This is a genomic window from Variovorax sp. V118 (assembly GCF_041154445.1).
Taxonomy (GTDB): Bacteria; Pseudomonadota; Gammaproteobacteria; order Burkholderiales; family Burkholderiaceae_C; genus Variovorax; species Variovorax boronicumulans.
Window position 1 is genome coordinate 2,164,819 of sequence record NZ_AP028663.1, and the last position, 16,732, is coordinate 2,181,550.

The following is a 16,732-nucleotide window of genomic DNA, read 5'->3' on the forward strand; positions in this document are numbered from 1 at the left end:
CCGCGGGACAGTCAGTCAGGAAAACGAAGGAGCCGCGATCAGTTCGATACCGACATGGCATCGATGTTGATGTTCGCGTCGGGCATCACGAACACACCCGACAGGCGCTTGGCGTGCGCCGACAGGTTCTGCTCGGTGACCAGCGGCACGCGCGGCAGGTCCTTGCGGATCTCTTCCTGCGCGGTCTTGTACAGCGCAGCCTTTTCCTTGTCGTCCACCGTCACGAGCGCCTTGGCGATCGCGGCGTCGACCACGTCGCTCTTGTAGAACGACATGTTGTTGAGCTTGGGCGCCCACGACTCGGAAGCGAACAGCGGGCGCAGGCCCCAGTCGGCCTCACCGGTCGACGACGACCAGCCCGTGTAGTACATGCGGACCTTGGCCGTCTTCGGATCGGGCCATGCATCGACCTGCTCGGTGCGCTGGCCCACTTCGAGCGCCTGCACCTGCAGCTTGATGCCCACCTGTGCGAGCTGCTGCTGCACGAACTGGATCGTCTTCTGGCTGGTCGTGTTGTTGTAGGCGCTCCACAGCACCGACTCGAAGCCGTTCGGGTAGCCGGCCTCGGCCAGCAGGGCCTTGGCCTTCTTCACGTCGTAGGGAATGGGCGCCATCTTCTCGGCGAACTTCACGCCCTGGGGCATCACGCCCTGCGCGGGGAAGGCGTAGCCGCCGAAGGCGACCTTCGACAGCGCTTCCTTGTTGATGGCGTAGCCGATGGCCTCGCGCACCTTCGGGTTGTCATACGGCTTTTGCAGCATGTTGAAGGCCAGGAAGCGCGTGATGATCGAGGGCGAGGCCACCACTTCGAGCTTGTCGCTCTTCTTCAGCAGCTCGGCCTGCTCGTAGGGAATGGGGAAGGCAAAGTCGGCTTCGCCGGTCTGCAGCATCGCGGCGCGCGTGTTGTTCTCGAGCACCGGCTTCCATTGCAGGTTGTCGACCTTCGGGTAGCCCTTCTTCCAGTAGCCGTCGAACTTCTTGGCCTTCACGGCGTCGGTCTGCTTCCATTCCACGAATTCGAAGGGGCCGGTGCCCACGGGGTGGAAGGCGATGTCCTTGTTGCCCCACTTCTTCAGCGCGGTGGGCGAGATCATGGCGGCCGAGGCGTGGGCCAGCGAGTTGATGAAGGGGCCGAAGGGCTCCTTCAGCGTGATGCGCACGGTGGTCGGGTTCACGGCCTCGACCTTGCCCACGCGGTTGAACTGGTTGTAGCGCAGCAGCTTGTTGTCCTGGTTCAGCACGCGGTCGAGCGTGACCTTCACGGCTTCGGCGTTGAAGTCGGTGCCGTCGTGGAACTTGACGCCGCTGCGCAGCTTGATGGTGTAGACCAGGCCGTCCTTGGACACGTCGTAGCTCTCGGCGAGCACGTTCTGCACCTTCAGGTCCTTGTCGAACTGGAACAGGCCTTCATAGAAGGTCTTGGTCACGGCCGTGGTGATGGTCGTGTTGGTGTTGTACGGGTCCAGCGTTTCCGGCTGGTAGCCGATGGCCAGCACCACGTCTTTGGCAGCCAGTGCCGAGCCCGAGGCGGCGAGCGCGGCCAGGCCCAGCAGTGCGGATGCCCAGCGCAGGGAGGAAGAAGATTGCTTCATGGAAGAACTCCAGTCGGTTCGTGGAAAAAATGCAGGGGGCCTGCGGGTGAAAAAACGGGTCGGACTCAGAAGGCGCCGCCGATGGCATGCCGTGCCACGAAGTGGCCGGGCGCCACCTGTACCAGCGGCGGCACGTCGGGCTCGTCGCCCACGGCGCGGATCGGGCTGGGAATCTCGCCTTCGAGCAGCGCGCGCGGCTTGTGGCGGCGCGACGGGTCGGCCACCGGCACGGCCGCCATCAGCTTGCGGGTGTAGGGGTGCTGCGGTGCTTCGAACACCGCGCGGCGCGGGCCGATCTCGACGATCTGGCCCAGGTACATCACGGCCACGCGGTGGCTGATGCGTTCGACCACGGCCATGTCGTGCGAGATGAACAGGAACGCCACGCCCAGCTCGCGCTGCAGGTCGAGCATGAGGTTGACGATCTGCGCCTGGATGGACACGTCGAGTGCCGACACCGATTCGTCGGCCACCACCACCTTCGGGTTCAGCGCGAGCGCACGCGCGATCGCGATGCGCTGGCGCTGGCCGCCCGAGAACTCGTGCGGATAGCGCTGCGCCACCTCGGGCGGCAGGCCGACCTTCTGCAGCAGCCAGTCGACGCGCTGCTGCGCCTCGGCACCCTTGGCGATGCCGTGGATGAGCAGCGGCTCCATGATCGAGAAGCCCACCGTCACGCGCGGATCGAGCGAGGCGAAGGGGTCCTGGAAGATGAACTGGATGTTGCGACGCAGCGCCTGCAGTTCGCGCGTGGGCAGCTCGCGGATGTTCTTGCCGCCGAACTCGATCGCGCCGCTCTGGCTCTCGACCAGGCGCAGCAGCGAGCGGCCCGTGGTCGACTTGCCGCAACCCGATTCGCCGACCAGCGCCAGCGTCTCGCCGGGGTACAGGTCGAAGCTGATCTTTTCCACCGCGTGCACGCGGCGCTTCACGCGGCCGAAGATGCCGCTGCGTACGTCGAAGCGCGTCACGAGGTCGCGCACGCGCAGGATCGGGCCAGCGTCTTCGCGCACGGTGGTCTGCGGCGTGGCGTCGGTGCAGGGCACGGTCTCGGTGCTGTCTTCGGTGCGCAGCAGTTCGAACTTGGCCGGCAGGTCGGTGCCCTGCATCGCTCCGAGCTTGGGCACGGCCGACAGCAGCGCCCGGGTGTAAGGGTGCTGCGGCGAGGCGAACACGGTGTCGGAACTGCCGGCTTCGACCTTGTCGCCGCGGTACATCACGAGCACGCGGTCGGCGATTTCAGCCACCACGCCCATGTCGTGCGTGATGAAGAGCACGCCCATGCGCATCTCTTTCTGCAGCTCGCGGATGAGCTGGAGAATTTGCGCCTGGATGGTCACGTCGAGCGCGGTGGTGGGCTCGTCGGCGATCAGCAGCTGCGGCTTGCACGACAGCGCCATCGCGATCATCACGCGCTGGCGCATGCCGCCCGACAGCTGGTGCGGAAAGCGGTCGAGCACGTTGCGCGCTTCGGGAATGCGCACGAGCTCGAGCATGCGCAGCGCCTCGGCGCGCGCCGCTGCGTTGCTCTTGCCCTGGTGGATGCGGATGGCCTCGGCGATCTGGTCGCCGGCGGTGAACACCGGGTTCAGCGAGGTCATCGGCTCCTGGAAGATCATCGCGATGTCGGCGCCACGGATACCGCGCATCGTGCTGTCGCGCGCCTGCGCCAGGTCGAGCACCTCGCCGTTGCGCCGGCGGAAGGCCATGCTGCCGCCGAGGATGCGGCCACCGCCGTGCTCCACCAGCCGCATCAGCGCGAGCGAGGTGACCGACTTGCCCGACCCCGATTCACCCACCACCGCGAGCGTTTCGCCGTGGTCGACGTGGAAGGACAGCTTCTTGACGGCATCGACCGTGCGCTCGGAGGTCGAGAAGCGCACGGTGAGGTCGTCGACGGCGAGGACGCGGCCGTCGGGCAGGTTCAGGGCAGGGGAGGACATGGCGGATGCGAGGAAAAAAGGGGCGGGCGTCAGGCGAAGATGGCCGTCACGGGGGCTTCATCGCCGCGCGCGTGGCCGCGGTACATGCCTTCGGTGTTGAAGGCCAGGCTCAGGTTGCCGTGGCGGTCGACGGCGATCAGGCCGCCGGTGCCGCCGATGGCAGGCAGCGACTCGTGCACCACGGCGTGCGTGGCCGCTTCGAGCGTGGCGCCGCCGTAGGCCATGCGCGCGCAGATGTCGTACGCGGCCGCGACGCGGATGAACATTTCGCCGCTGCCGGTGCACGAGATGGCGGCGGTGCGGTCGTCGGCGTAGGTGCCGGAGCCGATGAGCGGCGTGTCGCCGACGCGGCCCACGCGCTTGTTGGTCATGCCGCCGGTCGAGGTGGCGGCGGCCAGGTGGCCGTGCATGTCGAGCGCCACGGCGCCGACGGTGCCGAACTTCTTGTCTTCGTCCAGCGGCGGCTTGGTCATGGCGGCGCCTTCGTGGTCGGTGACCACGCGGCCCGTGTCGCGCACGCGGTACAGCTGCTGGCGGCGTGCGTCGGTCGAGAAGAAGAAGGGCTCGACCATCTCCAGCCCGCGGTCGCGCGCGAAGGCTTCGGCGCCCGCGCCGGCCAGCAGCACGTGGGCGCCGTCCTCGAGCACGGCGCGCGCGGCGCGCACCGGGCGGCGCACGTGGCTCACGCCGGCGATGGCGCCGGCCGCGAGCGTGGCGCCGTCCATCACGGCGGCGTCGAGCTCGTGCGTTTCCTCGTGCGTGAACACCGCGCCGTAGCCGGCATTGAAGAGCGGGCAGTCTTCGAGCATCTCGACCGCCAGGCAGGTGGCGTCGAGCGCGGACATGCCCTTGAGCAATGCGGCCTGCGCGGCGCGCACGATGGCCTGCAGCGCGTCGTGGTAGGCCTGCGCCTGCTCGGGGTTGGTGGTCGAGGCGCTGATGGTGCCGGCGCCGCCGTGGATGGCGATGACGGGCGTGACGTTCTTCATCGGGAAGCTTTCTTCTTTTTCTTGCCGGCGTCGGAAGCGACGGCGGCGGGGAGGGAGGGCATGGAGACTTCGCCGCGCGCATGGCCCTGGCCCAGCCCGCCGTGCAGCCACGGACGCACCGCCTGCAGGATGCGGCCGGCCGACTGCGCCGCGCCGGGCGCGCGCAGGGCGACGGCGCTGGTCAGTGCCTCGATCAGCGCGAGCACGCTGGTCTCGCAGTTGGGGCGGTAGCTGGTTTCGGTCTGGCCGTACAGCACCACGTCGGCCAGCGGCGCGATGGGCGAGCTGGGGCGGTCGGTCAGCGCGAGCACCGCGCAGCCCTGGCCGCGCGCGATCTGCGCCAGCGCCACCGTGTCGGTGAGGTAGCGCGGAAAGGTCAGGCCGATGAACAGGTCCTGCGGCCCCGCATGCATCAGCGTGCGCGCCGAGTGCGTCACGCCGCTCACGCTGGAGAGCATGCGCACGTCGCTGCAGGAACCATCGAGCCCGTGCTGCAGCAACCCTGCGAGCCAGGCGCTGGCGCCGAAGCCGCCGATGTAGATCGAGCGGGCCTTCAGGATGCGCTGCACCGCGGCCTCGCAGGCGGCGTAGTCCAGCGACTGGCGCGTGGCTTCGATGTTGCGGCGGCTCTCGTCGAGCGCGGTGGCGAACACCTCGGCCACCGTGGTCGGGTGCTCCAGGTTGCCGCGCAACCGCTCGACCGGCGCCACCAGCGGCTCGAAGCCGCGCACGAGCTCGGCGCGGAAAGCGGCGTAGCCGTCGAAGTCGAGCGCGCGCGCAAAGCGGTTGGCCGTGGCGACCGACACGCCGGCTGCGGCCGCGAGCTCGTCAATAGGCAGCGTCGCGACCTGCAGCGGATGCCCGAGCACGAAGTCGGCCACCTGCCGGTGCGAACGCGTCAGCCGCGGCAACGCCTGCGCAATGCGCTGGGCCACGGTGGTGCCTGGGGTGTCGACGTTGGTGCTCATGGGGCGGGCGATGCACCGGGAAGGGTGCGAGTGATGTAAATCAGTTTACAAATATATGTCAGTTATGAAAATTTTCTGTCATTCCCGAGCGATATCGCAAGTAGTGGGCCAGCCGCGAGGGGCTTTGGCGGGGGGCGGAAGGGGCGTGTTTCCCTTGTGGGGCGGCGTGTTCCGGGCCGTTCGGGCGCGGTCTTCAGGGATTTCCCTGATGCTGTCGTTTCATCCCCACGGGCGGGGGATCGGGCGCTTTGGAAACGAACGAATTAACTGCGAGGACGAGGTTGCATAGCGACATTGACGGCGCGGGGGCCAGCCCTGAGTATCCCGAGCGGCGCGTCTTGCGCCGGGGAACGAGGAACCAACATGAGACTGGAATGGCTTCGCCGCGCGCTCGCGGTGATGGGCTGCTGTGTGATGTTCGCGGGCATGTCCGCCTGCGGTGGCGGTGGGGGCGGTGGTGGGGGCGGCGGTGGCCTGCCGATCCTCCCGCCGACCGCAGGGCCCGTGCCCCAGCAGCCGGCGCCAGCGCCGACACCGACGCCAACCGACCGCGTGGTGTCCGAATCCATCCAGTCGGGGTTCACCGGCGCGCCTTACCCTCTTTCCGTCTACCTGCCCGCGGGGTACGACCAGGGCTCCGATGCCTACCCTGTCATCTATGCCCTCGACGGCGATGCCACCAACGGCTTGCCGCAGACGCGGTTCGCGAATCTCAAGGACATCCTGGTGAAGCGTGGAACGAAGGCCATCCTCGTCGGCATCGGGAACACCGGGCGACGCCAGGAGGACTACAACTTTCCCGGGGCCTTCAAGTACCACGATTTCCTCGCGAAGGAGTTGATTCCCTTCATCGATTCGAAGTACCGGACCAATCCCAAGAACCGGATGCTCACGGGCCTGTCGACCAGTGGCAACCTGGCGGCCACGGCGCTCTTTCTCGAAGCGCCGGACAACCTGGTGTTTTCTTCCTTTGTGTCGATCGAGGGCGCTTTCTGGCAGCAGGAGGCCCAGAACAACGATCTCGAAAAGAAGATGTTCGACGCGTTGGCGGGCAGGCCGCTGCCAGTCACGTTGATACTTGCAAGTTGCATAAGTGGCTGCAATCAACAGTACGTGAGGGCGCTGTACCAACGGATGGCGGCGCGAGGCTATGTGGGGCTGCAGCTGCTCAGTACGGAGTTCAACGCCACGCACGTCGGCGCGGATGTCCTGGCGTTCGAAGACGCGGTGGTGCGAATCTACAAGTAGGTGGCCATGGCCGCGCCGCGAACCCGACGCCCAGGGTTCGCGGGCGGCGTGCTCATGCCGACAGCGGTTTGGGCGGGTAGCCGGCCTCTGTGAGCGCGGCCACCACGGAAGGGCTGTCCTCCATGGTGTCGATGCGCACCGTCCTGCTCTTCAAGTCCACCTCGATCCTGGCCTGCGGGTCCAGGTCCTTGACGGCCCGGGTGATGCGGCCGGCGCAGCTGCCGCAGGTCATCGACTGGATTTCAAACGCTTGCATGGGGTGAGTCCTTTCAAAAGAGTGACTCGCAGTGTCAAGCTTGGCATCGTGTGAAGGTCAAGCGCGTCGAACGCCAGACCCCAGGCGCGCCAAGGTCATGCGCTGTTCGCGTTTGACTCTCTCATGGTGTGAAGGTTGAGACTTCGCGCTTTGGCTCGAAGGAGAAACCCATGGAACATCCCACGGCGCCGGCTGCTGCTGCGGCGCGCTTGTCCCTTGCCGATGTCGTTGCGCGCTCCGGTGCATCTGCGCAGTTGCTGAGCGACTGCGAATCGCTCGGATTGCTCGACGACACGGCGCACGCCGGCCGCTACGACGAGCGCGCTGTGTCGACACTGCGCTTCGTGCGACGCGCACACACGCTGGGTTTCGACACGCCGGAAGTCGTGGAACTGCACGCCCTGTGGCAAGACGGTCGTCGTGCAAGCTTCGACGTGAAGCGCGTCGCGCTCGAACGCGCCGACGACCTGGCCCAGCGGATCGAAGAGCTCGCGCACATGAAGCGCCTGCTGGAGCGCTTGGCCCACTGCTGCGAAGGCGACGAGCGCCCGGAGTGCCCCATCCTCGATGAACTGGCGGGGCTCAGGGGCTTCGCCGGCTGTGAAGCGCGGCGTGCCTGAAGCCGATCCTCAACCTGGAATGTTCGGCTCGACCAGCTGGGCCAGCGCGACCAGCGATTCCTGCCAGCCCAAGTAGCACATCTCGACAGGAATCACGTCGGGGATGCCTTCCTGCACGACGGACATGTCCGTGCCGCAGGACACCGCGGTCAGGGTCACGGTGGTCTTCATCGTGCCCGGCAGGTGGGGATCGTCGAAGCTCGCGTCGTAGGCAATGCGCTGGCCGGGCGCGAGTTCCAGGTACTTGCCGCCGAACGAATGGCCGTGGCCGGTGCTGAAATTGGTGAAGGACATGCGCCACGCGCCGCCCACCACCGGCTCCATGGCGTGGACCTTGCCGGTGAAGCCGAAGGGCGGCAGCCAGCGCTCGAAGGCGCCGGGCTCCACGAAGGCGCGGTAGAGCTTGTCGGGGGTGGTGCGCAGCACGCGGTGCAGGCGAACGGTGTTGGTGGCCATGGTTGCTTTCTCCTGATGAAGTACAGAGGACGACCCTCTGTGATGACGTCGGATGAGCCCGCTGCGATTCGACACGCTCACGGGCTAGGAAAAACCCTGGGTCGACACCCCGCGCCTCAATCGATGAACCGTGCCACGATGTCCTCGAACGACGGCAAGTCCATCGGCGTGTGCCCTCCGGGGTAGCCCTTCACGCTCAACTGAAGGCCTTTGTAGTTGTGCGCTGCGATCTTGTCGTGCAAGGCGGTGATCTCCGGGCCGCCTGTGTTGGCAGCGGCGAAGCCCAACAGCAAGGTCACAGGAATCTCCCGCGTGCTGCTGTTGGCGTACATCTGGCTTTCGAGCGGCTCGAGTTGCGCGCTGGCGCCTTTGACGGGTGGATCGGAGGGGAAGAAGTACTGGAAGGTGAACTTGCCGGCCGCGCCTTCCGTGAAGAAGGCGATGAGCGTGAAGACGCCGCCGTTCGACAGGCCCGAGAGCATGCGCTTGGCCGGGTTGGCGCGGTAGTTCGATTCGACATACGGCACCAGCTGGTCGGTCAGAAAGTCGTGGTACGGCTTGGCGCCGGGCATCAGGTAGTCGGTGTTACGGCGCGCCGTGCCGCCGATGCCGACGACGATGGCCTTCTTGCCGGCCTTCTCGAGGATGTCCGTGAAGTTCTGGAAGCGCGTCACGCTCTGGTTGAAGACCGCATCGCCATCGGTGATGTAGATCGCGGGGTACGTCGTCGTTGCACCGTCGTAACCCGACGGCAGGTAGATGTGCAGGGGATAGGTCGCACCCGTGGCCTCGGACTTCACCGAGGCCTGGACCACCCGGCCGCGTCCGGTGTCCGCGGGCGGTGGTGTCGGTGTGCCGCCGACCGGTGGCAACGGCAGCATCGCCACACCGCCTCCGCCGCCCCCACCACCCCCTCCGCCGCCGCAACTTGACAACCCCAGCAGCAGGGCGCAGCCCGCGGTGAACATGAGCCGGCGAAGAATCCCTCTTGTCTGCATGTGGTGTTCCTTATGGTGATGACCGTGGTGACGGAAGCCGGGGGCGATCTTAGGGGCGATGGGGTGTCGCTGTCTTCTGCATGAACACACTCAACGGATCGTCCGGATAGTCGCCGAAGCGCTCGCGCCGCGCATACCCCGCACGCGCATAGAAGGCCAGCGCCTCGGGCTGGCTCACGCCCGTCTCCAGCCGGAACATCGCGCATCCGCGCGTCGCCGCTTCGGCTTCGAGAAAGCCCAGCACCTTCGCCGCGACGCCTTGCCCGCGGTTCTGCGGGCGCACGTACATGCGCTTGAGTTCGCCGTAGCCGGGGTTCATGACGACGGCGCCGCAGCCGATGGCCGTGCCGGCCGCGTCGCGCGCGACGGCGAACAGCACATGCGCGGCCGACAGTGCGGCAATGTCGATGCCGTAGTGGCTCTCGGGCGGGTACAGCGGCTTCTGGTACGCATCGAGGTCATCGATGAGCTGGATGACGTCGGGCTGGTTCGGGTTTTCGATCGAGATCTGCATCGTTCGATCGTAGCGAGCCGAAGCACCGCAAAGCCCGACGCGCGACGGGGTTCTGCGCGGCGGCCAACAATGGCCGCGTCATTCATCCGTGTTCGTTGTTCGTTCGATTCAAGGAGTAGAACTTTGGAATACCGTCATCTGGGCAAATCAGGCCTCAAGGTCCCCGTGTTGAGCTTCGGCACCGGCACCTTCGGTGGCAAGGGCGAGTTTTTCAGCGCATGGGGCAGCACCGACGTGGCCGAGGCGCGCACGCTCATCGACATCTGCATGGACGCCGGCGTGAACATGTTCGACAGCGCCGACATCTACTCGGGCGGCGCCGCCGAATCGGTGCTGGGCGAGGCGATCAAGGGTCGGCCGCGCGACCGGCTGCTGATCTCGACCAAGGCCACCTTCCGCAGCGGCGAGGGGGCGAACGACGTGGGCTCGTCGCGCCATCACCTCGTGCAGGCGGTCGATGCGTCGCTGAAGCGGCTGGGCACCGACTACATCGACCTGTTCCAGCTGCACGGCTTCGACGCCAGCACGCCGGTCGAAGAAACCCTGTCCACGCTCGACGACCTCGTGCGCGCGGGCAAGCTGCGCTATGTGGGCGCGTCGAACTTCTCGGGCTGGCACCTGATGAAGTCTTTGGCGGTGTCGGAGCAGCGCGGCTATGCGCGCTATGTGGCGCACCAGGCGTACTACTCGCTGGTGGGCCGCGAGTACGAGTGGGAGCTGATGCCGCTGGCGCAAGACCAGGGCGTGGGCGCGGTGGTCTGGAGCCCGCTGGGCTGGGGCCGGCTCACGGGCAAGATCCGCCGCGGCCAGCCGTTGCCGGCCAACAGCCGCCTGCACGTGACGGCCGACATGGGCCCGCCCGTGCCCGACGAGCTGCTGTACCGCGTGGTCGAGGCATTGGAAAAAGTCGGCGCCGAGGTCGGCAAGACGGTGCCGCAGGTCGCGCTCAACTGGCTGCTGCAACGCCCGACGGTGTCCAGCGTGGTCGTCGGCGCGCGCGACGAGGCGCAGCTGCGCCAGAACCTCGGCGCGGTGGGCTGGAACCTCACGCCCGCGCAGGTGGCCGAGCTCGACGCGGCCAGCGCGACCACGCGCACCTACCCGTACTGGCACCAGCAGGGCTTCAAGGAGCGCAACCCGAACCCCGTCTGACCGGGTTCAGTCGGGTGTCAGCCCCAGCACCCACTGCTTGAACTGCTCCAGCGCCCCGGAGGCCGGCCGGCCTTCGGGGTACGCGAAGTAGTAGCCCTGGTGCACGTCCAGGTGCCGGTCCACCGGGATCACGAGTTCGCCGGTGCGCAGTTCCTGCTCGACCAGGATGCGCGGCGCGAGCCCCACGCCCATGCCCGCCGCCGCGGCGGCCACCACCATGGTGAACAGCTCGTAGCGCGGTCCGCGCGAGGCGTGCACGGTGTACTCCCATTCCTGGTGCGCGTACCAGTCGCGCCAGGCATGGGCGCGCGTGCTCAGGTGCACGTGGCGGCAGCGCTCGAAGCCGGCTTCGTCCCACCGGGCGTGCGCGTCACGGAACGCGGGGCTGCAGATGGGCACCATCTCGCCTTCGGAAAAGATCAGCCCGCCGCGCGTGTTCGGCCAGAACTGGTCGCCGAAGTAGATCGCCGCGTCGTAGGCGTTTTCCTGGAACGAGAAGGGCTGCGAGCGCGCCGACAGGTTCACCGTGATGTTCGGGTGCAGCCGGCTGAAGTCGGGCAGCCGCGGGATGAGCCATTGCGTGGCGAAGGTCGGCACCACGGCCAGCTCGAGCACGAAGCCCATCTCGTGGCCGGCGCTGATTTCCAGCGTGTCGCGACGGATCTGGTCGAGGTGGCGGCGGATGCGCGCGGCGTACTCGCGGCCCACGTCGGTGAGCGTGAGCCGCTTGCGCACGCGCGAGAACAGCGGCACGCCCAGGCGCTGCTCCAGCATCGCCACCTGGCGCCCGACCGCGCTTTGCGTGAGCGCCAGCTCGGTCGCCGCGCGGGTGAAGCTCCCCAGGCGCGCCGAGGCCTCGAAGGCCTGCAGCGCGCCGAGGTTGGGAATGTCTTTTCTCATCGCGCTATTCTGGCGGGAGCGTGCGCGGCCCGGGCAACGGCCCGGGCCCGCACATCGAAGACACGGAAAGGCATCACATGCGGCGTGTGGCGATCATCGGCGGCGGGGCCATCGGCTCGGCCATCGCGTACTTCCTGGGCGCCGACCCGACGGGCGAGGCCTTCGACATCACGGTGGTGGAGCGCGACTTCTCGTACCGACAAGCCTCGTCGGCGCTGTCGGCCAGCTCGATCCGCCAGCAGTTCTCCACCGCCATCAACATCGAGATGTCGCTCTACGGCATCGAGTTTTTTCGCACGCTGGGCGAGACACTGCGCGTGAGCGACGACGCGCCGGACATCGGTCTGGTCGAGCCGGGCTACCTGTACCTGGCCTCGCCGGCAGGCGTCGACGTGCTGCGCGAGAACCACGCGATGCAGAAGGCGCACGCGGTGGACGTGGCGCTGTTGACGCCCGAGGAACTGAAGGCGAGCTTCCCGTGGCTCTCGACCGAGGGCATCGCGCTCGCATCGCTCGGCCTTTCGGGCGAGGGCTGGTACGACGGCTACAGCCTGCTGCAGGCCTTTCGCAAGAAAGCGGTGTCGCAAGGCGTGCGCTATGTGCAGGCGCAGGCGACGGGCCTGCGGCGCGAGGGGCGCCGCGTCACCGGCGTGCAGCTCGACGGCGGCGACACGCTGCATGCGGACATCGTCGTCAACGCGGCGGGCGCGTGGGCGGCGCCGGTTGCGCAGTGGGCCGGCATCGCGCTGCCCGTGCACGGGCGACGCCGCAGCGTGTTCAGCTTTTCATGCCCGAGCGCCTTGCCGGGCTGCCCGCTGGTCATCGACACCTCGGGCATCTGGCTGCGGCCCGAAGGTCGCCAGTTCATCTGCGGCTTTGCGCCGCCCGAAGACCGAGACCCCGACGACGCGCCGCTCGAAGTCGACCACGAGGCCTTCGAAAGCTTCATCTGGCCGGCGCTGGCCGAACGCATCCCGGCCTTCGAGGCCGTCCGCATGACGGGCGCCTGGGCCGGCTACTACGAGATGAACGTGTTCGACCACAACGCAATCCTCGGCCTGCACCCGGACTGCGACAACCTGTACTTCGCGAACGGCTTCTCGGGCCACGGGCTGCAGCAATGCCCGGCGGCGGGGCGCGGCATCGCGGAGCTGATCCGCTTCGGCGGCTATCGCAGCCTCGACCTGTCGCCGCTGTCGTTCGCGCGCATCCTCGAGAACCGGCCGCTGCGCGAGAAGAACATCATCTAGGGTTGCTGCTCCGCTGGCTTGATGTCCCCCACGGGCGACAGCAGCGCCGGGTCGAAGGCGGCGAGCGCGCGGCCTTCCTTCAACCGCTTCGGCCAGTCGGGGTTCGACAGCGCGCCGCGTCCCAGCGCCACGAAGTCGGCGCCGTCCGCGAGCGCCGCTTCGGCGCGCCCCGGATCGTGCAGGCCACCGTTGGCGACGATCGCAACGCCGGGCGCGTGGCGGCGCGCGAGCTGCAGCAGGCTCGGTCCCGCATCGCCGAAGGCCGGTCGCCAGGCTTCGAACTCGGTGACGTGCAGGTAGTCGATGCCGCTGTGCGCCAGCGCCCCGAACACCGTCGACGCGCCGGCTTCAGCCTCCGGCCACTTGTGGCCGAAGTCGTTGACCTTGCCTTGCGAGATGCGCACGCCGACCGGCGCCGACGCGCCCAGCATCTGCCGCACGGCGCGCGCCACCTCGACCGTGAGCTGCACGCGCTGCGCGAGGGCGCCGCCCCAGCGGTCGGTGCGCGTGTTGGTGTGGCCGCTCAGGAACTGGTCGAGCAGGTAGCCGTTCGCGCCGTGGATCTCCACGCCGTCGAAGCCCGCCACTTCCATCGCCAGCAGCGCGGCCCGGGCGAAGCCGCGAATCGCCCCGGCGATGTCGGCATCGGTCATCGCGTGGGGCACCGGGTAGTCGCCTTCGCCGCGGTAGGCCGTCATCTGCGTGCCCAGCGGACGAACGGCCGATGGCCCCGCCGTGTGGTCGCGAAAGCGGTTGAACTGCGACAGCGCGCCCGCATGCATGAGCTGCGCGATGGCGCGCCCGCCCGCGTCCTGGATTGCCTTCACCACCGGGCGCCACGCGTGGGCCTGTTCGCCGTCGCTCAGGCCGGGCTGGCGGGCATAGCCTTGCGCGTACGCAGTGTCGGTGTAGATGCCTTCGGTGATGACGAGGCCGAAGCCGCCCCGCGCAAAGCGCTCGTAGTAGCGGGCCATGGTGCCGTTGGCGTGGCCCTCGGGCGAGGCGCTGACGCGCGTCATCGGCGCCACGGCGAGCCGGTTGGGCAGCTGCAGGCCGTGCAGCTTCGCCGGCGCGAGCAGCGGCGTGCTCATCGGGCGTCTCCGGGCGCGACGGCGATGGCCTCGATCTCGATCATCGCGTCGGGCGAGTACAGGCCCGAGACCTCCACGATGGTGTCGGCCGGGTAGGGCGCCGAGAACCATTGACGGCGCAGTTCGACGATCTTCGGAAAGTTCGCCATGGAGGTCAGGAAGATCGTCACCTTGACCACGCTGCCCAGGGTTGTGCCTGCGGCCCGCAGCACGCGGTCGAGGTTCTTGAAGGCCTGCTCGGCCTGGCGGTCGAAGTCGCCCTTGCCGACGATCTCGCCGTCGTCGCCGATCGCGGCCTGGCCGGAGACGAAGACCAGGTTGCCGAGCTGGATGGCCTGCGAGAGCAGGAAGGGGGCGTAGGGGTCAGGCTGCGTGTGGATTTGCTTGGGTTGGAGTTGCATGACAGGTGCCTTCTATGGTGAATTTCAGATCAGCCGTGGAAGTGATTTCTTCCCGCGACCCCTGAAATTTAGGGATGAAGAGGCCACCCGACAAAGGCTGATTTTTCAGCCGATGGATGAGTTGAGCTAATCTGTATGGATGCGAAGACTTCCTCCCCTGGGCGCACTGCGCGTGTTCGAGGCCGCGGCCCGCCGGCTGAGCTTCAAGGCCGCCGCCGACGAACTGCACGTCACGCCCACCGCCGTCAGCCACCAGATCAAGCAGCTCGAGGAAACGCTCGAGGTGCGCCTGTTCGAACGCGGCACGCGGCAGGTGCACCTGACGGCCGCCGGCCACCAGCTGTTTCCCGCGCTGCGCGACGGCTTCGACAGCTTCGAGCGCGCCGTCGACGGCGTGCGCCGGCTGAAGGGCACGCGCATCGCCACGTTGTCGTCCACGGTCGGGTTCATGGCCCGGCGGCTGGCGCCGCGCGCGGGCACCTTCCGCGACCTGCACCCCGAATGGACGCTGCGGCTGGACGCCACCAACCAGGTCGTCGACCTCGACACCGAGGCCGACGCGGCGATCCGCTACGGCAACGGCCGCTACGCCGACCTGGTCGTGGAGCCGCTGTTCCAGGATCACTACGCGCCGGTCTGCAGCCCCGCGCTGGCGGTCGCGGCCAAGAAAGACCTGCGCGCCGTCTCGCTGATCCATTTCGAATGGGGCCGCGCGGGGCGCGACGAAACGCTGGCGCCCGTGTGGCGCACCTGGCTCGCGCGCGCGGGCCGCACCGACGTCGATGCGCAGGCCGGCCTGTCGTTCACCGAAGAGATCCACGCGGTGCAGGCCACGGTCGCGGGGCAGGGCGTCGGCCTGCTGAGCCTGGCGCTGGTGGCCGACGAGCTGGCGTCGGGCCTGCTGGTGCAGCCCTTCGAACTGTCGGTGGAAAGCTACCGCTACGACCTGGTCTACAGCCCGCGCGCCGCCACCCGCCCCGCGACGGACGTGCTGCGCGACTGGGTACACCGCGAGTTCGGCGGCGGCGAAAAGAAGGCATAGTGGCAGGCATGACTGCCCAGACCCTGTACGCGCAAAAGCGCGTTTCCGCCGCCGATGCCGTGCGCCAGGTGCGCAACGGCGACATGATCATCGTGCCCACGGGCGTCGGCGAGCCGCCCTCGCTGCTCACGGCCTTGTCCGAGCAGCGCCGCGACTTCCGCGACGTGAAGGTGGCGCAGATCCTGGCGATGCGCAAGTACGCCTACATCGACCCCGAGACGGTCGAGCACGTGCGCCACGTCGCGCTGTTCTTCGGCGGTGCCACGCGCGCGGGCGGGCAGGCAGGCTGGATCGACTTCATTCCGAACTACTTCTCCGAGATCCCGGCGCAGATCGAGCGCGGGCAGATCGCGGCCGACGTGGTGTTCAGCATGGCTTCGCCGATGGACGCGCACGGCTACTTCGCGCTGAGCCTGGGCCCCGACTACACGATGGCCGCCGTGGCGAAGGCCCGCGCGGTCGTGCTCGAGGTGAACCCCAACGTGCCCTACGCACATGGCAACTGCCACGTGCACATCTCGCAGGTGGCGGCATTGGTGGAAAGCAGCGAGCCCGTGATGGAAGTCGGCTTGCCCAAGATCGGCCCGGTGCAGGAAGCCATCGGCAAGCACGTGGCCGACCTGATCGACGACGGCGCCACCTTGCAGATCGGCTACGGCGGCATTCCCGATGCGGTGGTGATGCAGCTCACGGGCAAGCGCGACCTGGGCATCCACACGGAGATGATCGGCGACGGCATCCTCACGCTGGTGGAAAGCGGCGCGGTCACCAACCGCCGCAAGAACTACCTGCCGGGCAAGTCGGTCGCGACCTTCGCGCTGGGCTCCAGCAAGCTGTACCGCTTCATGGACCGCAACCCGGGGCTGGAGATGCACCCGGTGAACTTCACCAACGACCCGGCGCTGGCGGGGTTGAACGACAACCTCATCGCCATCAACGCCACCATGCAGATCGACCTGCTGGGCCAGTGCGGCTCCGAGAGCCTGGGCCATGCGCCGTACTCGGGCACCGGCGGGCAGTCGGACTTCGTGCGCGCGGCCAACCGTTCGCGCGGCGGCAAGGCCTTCATCGTGCTGCCTTCGACGGCCAAGGACGACACCATCTCGCGCATCGTGCCCTCGCTGTCGCCGGGCACGCATGTGAGCACGAGCAAGAACGACATCAACTACGTCGTCACCGAATACGGCGTGGCGCAGCTGCGCGGCAAGTCGGCCAAGCAGCGCGCGCAGGAGCTGATCGCGATTGCGCACCCGAACTTCCGGGCGGAGCTGGCGGAGCAGGCGAAGCAGGCCAAACTGCTTTGAGTTTCGTA

Annotated in this window: 17 protein-coding genes; 6 read left to right on the forward strand and 11 right to left on the reverse strand. The window is 67.9% G+C overall.

Annotation, left to right across the window (positions count from 1 at the left end; translation table 11 throughout):
• Positions 1-38 precede the first annotated feature (38 nt).
• From gsiB to ACAM52_RS09850, 4 genes are all read right to left on the reverse strand, one after another.
• The gene (gsiB, locus tag ACAM52_RS09835; protein ID WP_070060868.1) at positions 39-1,592 is read right to left on the reverse strand and encodes a glutathione ABC transporter substrate-binding protein GsiB; all 1,554 of its coding nucleotides are present in this window, start codon (positions 1,590-1,592) and stop codon (positions 39-41) included.
• Positions 1,593-1,657: 65 nt separating this feature from the next.
• The gene (locus tag ACAM52_RS09840) at positions 1,658-3,535 is read right to left on the reverse strand and encodes a dipeptide ABC transporter ATP-binding protein (RefSeq protein WP_369646883.1); all 1,878 of its coding nucleotides are present in this window, start codon (positions 3,533-3,535) and stop codon (positions 1,658-1,660) included.
• Between the two features lie 29 nt (positions 3,536-3,564).
• Positions 3,565-4,524: an isoaspartyl peptidase/L-asparaginase family protein gene (locus ACAM52_RS09845; RefSeq protein WP_307692953.1), complete on the reverse strand. Its 960-nt coding sequence runs from the start codon at positions 4,522-4,524 to the stop codon at positions 3,565-3,567.
• Positions 4,521-5,492, reverse strand: a complete 972-nt coding sequence (locus ACAM52_RS09850) for a MurR/RpiR family transcriptional regulator (RefSeq protein WP_062472523.1) — start codon at positions 5,490-5,492, stop codon at positions 4,521-4,523. Before ACAM52_RS09850 ends, ACAM52_RS09845 begins: the two co-directional genes overlap by 4 nt.
• A 363-nt stretch (positions 5,493-5,855) precedes the next feature.
• On the opposite strand from ACAM52_RS09850, the gene ACAM52_RS09855 reads away from it, so the two are divergent.
• A complete protein-coding gene (locus tag ACAM52_RS09855; RefSeq protein WP_369646884.1) occupies positions 5,856-6,740 on the forward strand; it encodes an alpha/beta hydrolase in 885 nt (294 codons plus the stop codon).
• 52 nt (positions 6,741-6,792) lie between these two features.
• On the opposite strand, the gene ACAM52_RS09860 is transcribed toward ACAM52_RS09855, so the two are convergent.
• The gene (locus tag ACAM52_RS09860; protein WP_369646885.1) at positions 6,793-6,996 is read right to left on the reverse strand and encodes a heavy-metal-associated domain-containing protein; all 204 of its coding nucleotides are present in this window, start codon (positions 6,994-6,996) and stop codon (positions 6,793-6,795) included.
• 170 nt (positions 6,997-7,166) lie between these two features.
• On the opposite strand from ACAM52_RS09860, the gene ACAM52_RS09865 reads away from it, so the two are divergent.
• On the forward strand, positions 7,167-7,616 hold the full coding sequence (locus ACAM52_RS09865) for a MerR family DNA-binding protein (protein WP_095948691.1): 450 nt from the start codon (positions 7,167-7,169) through the stop codon (positions 7,614-7,616).
• A gap of 9 nt (positions 7,617-7,625) precedes the next feature.
• On the opposite strand, the gene ACAM52_RS09870 is transcribed toward ACAM52_RS09865, so the two are convergent.
• The 3 genes from ACAM52_RS09870 to ACAM52_RS09880 form a co-directional block, all read right to left on the reverse strand.
• The gene (locus ACAM52_RS09870; RefSeq protein ID WP_369646886.1) at positions 7,626-8,072 is read right to left on the reverse strand and encodes an SRPBCC family protein; all 447 of its coding nucleotides are present in this window, start codon (positions 8,070-8,072) and stop codon (positions 7,626-7,628) included.
• Positions 8,073-8,188: 116 nt separating this feature from the next.
• The gene (locus tag ACAM52_RS09875) at positions 8,189-9,070 is read right to left on the reverse strand and encodes an alpha/beta hydrolase (protein WP_369646887.1); all 882 of its coding nucleotides are present in this window, start codon (positions 9,068-9,070) and stop codon (positions 8,189-8,191) included.
• A 49-nt stretch (positions 9,071-9,119) separates the two neighbouring features.
• Positions 9,120-9,584: a GNAT family N-acetyltransferase gene (locus ACAM52_RS09880; RefSeq protein ID WP_369646888.1), complete on the reverse strand. Its 465-nt coding sequence runs from the start codon at positions 9,582-9,584 to the stop codon at positions 9,120-9,122.
• Between the two features lie 123 nt (positions 9,585-9,707).
• On the opposite strand from ACAM52_RS09880, the gene ACAM52_RS09885 reads away from it, so the two are divergent.
• Positions 9,708-10,736: an aldo/keto reductase gene (locus ACAM52_RS09885; protein ID WP_369646889.1), complete on the forward strand. Its 1,029-nt coding sequence runs from the start codon at positions 9,708-9,710 to the stop codon at positions 10,734-10,736.
• Between the two features lie 6 nt (positions 10,737-10,742).
• Here the strand turns inward: ACAM52_RS09885 and ACAM52_RS09890 are convergent, their stop codons facing one another.
• The gene (locus ACAM52_RS09890) at positions 10,743-11,636 is read right to left on the reverse strand and encodes a LysR substrate-binding domain-containing protein (protein WP_369646890.1); all 894 of its coding nucleotides are present in this window, start codon (positions 11,634-11,636) and stop codon (positions 10,743-10,745) included.
• A gap of 77 nt (positions 11,637-11,713) precedes the next feature.
• On the opposite strand from ACAM52_RS09890, the gene ACAM52_RS09895 reads away from it, so the two are divergent.
• The gene (locus tag ACAM52_RS09895) at positions 11,714-12,886 is read left to right on the forward strand and encodes an NAD(P)/FAD-dependent oxidoreductase (RefSeq protein ID WP_369646891.1); all 1,173 of its coding nucleotides are present in this window, start codon (positions 11,714-11,716) and stop codon (positions 12,884-12,886) included.
• Here the strand turns inward: ACAM52_RS09895 and ACAM52_RS09900 are convergent.
• Together ACAM52_RS09900 and ACAM52_RS09905 are read right to left on the reverse strand one after the other, a co-directional pair.
• On the reverse strand, positions 12,883-13,977 hold the full coding sequence (locus ACAM52_RS09900; RefSeq protein WP_369646892.1) for an NADH:flavin oxidoreductase: 1,095 nt from the start codon (positions 13,975-13,977) through the stop codon (positions 12,883-12,885). The genes ACAM52_RS09895 and ACAM52_RS09900 overlap by 4 nt on opposite strands.
• On the reverse strand, positions 13,974-14,378 hold the full coding sequence (locus ACAM52_RS09905) for a RidA family protein (RefSeq protein ID WP_095948685.1): 405 nt from the start codon (positions 14,376-14,378) through the stop codon (positions 13,974-13,976). The genes ACAM52_RS09900 and ACAM52_RS09905 overlap by 4 nt, the downstream gene beginning before the upstream one ends.
• Before the next feature lie 139 nt (positions 14,379-14,517).
• On the opposite strand from ACAM52_RS09905, the gene ACAM52_RS09910 reads away from it, so the two are divergent.
• Both ACAM52_RS09910 and ACAM52_RS09915 read left to right on the forward strand, forming a co-directional pair.
• Complete coding sequence (locus tag ACAM52_RS09910) at positions 14,518-15,420, forward strand: LysR substrate-binding domain-containing protein (RefSeq protein WP_369646893.1); 903 nt, start codon at positions 14,518-14,520, stop codon at positions 15,418-15,420.
• A gap of 8 nt (positions 15,421-15,428) precedes the next feature.
• Positions 15,429-16,724, forward strand: coding sequence for an acetyl-CoA hydrolase/transferase family protein (locus tag ACAM52_RS09915; protein WP_369646894.1), 1,296 nt, complete (start codon positions 15,429-15,431; stop codon positions 16,722-16,724).
• Positions 16,725-16,732 lie beyond the last annotated feature (8 nt).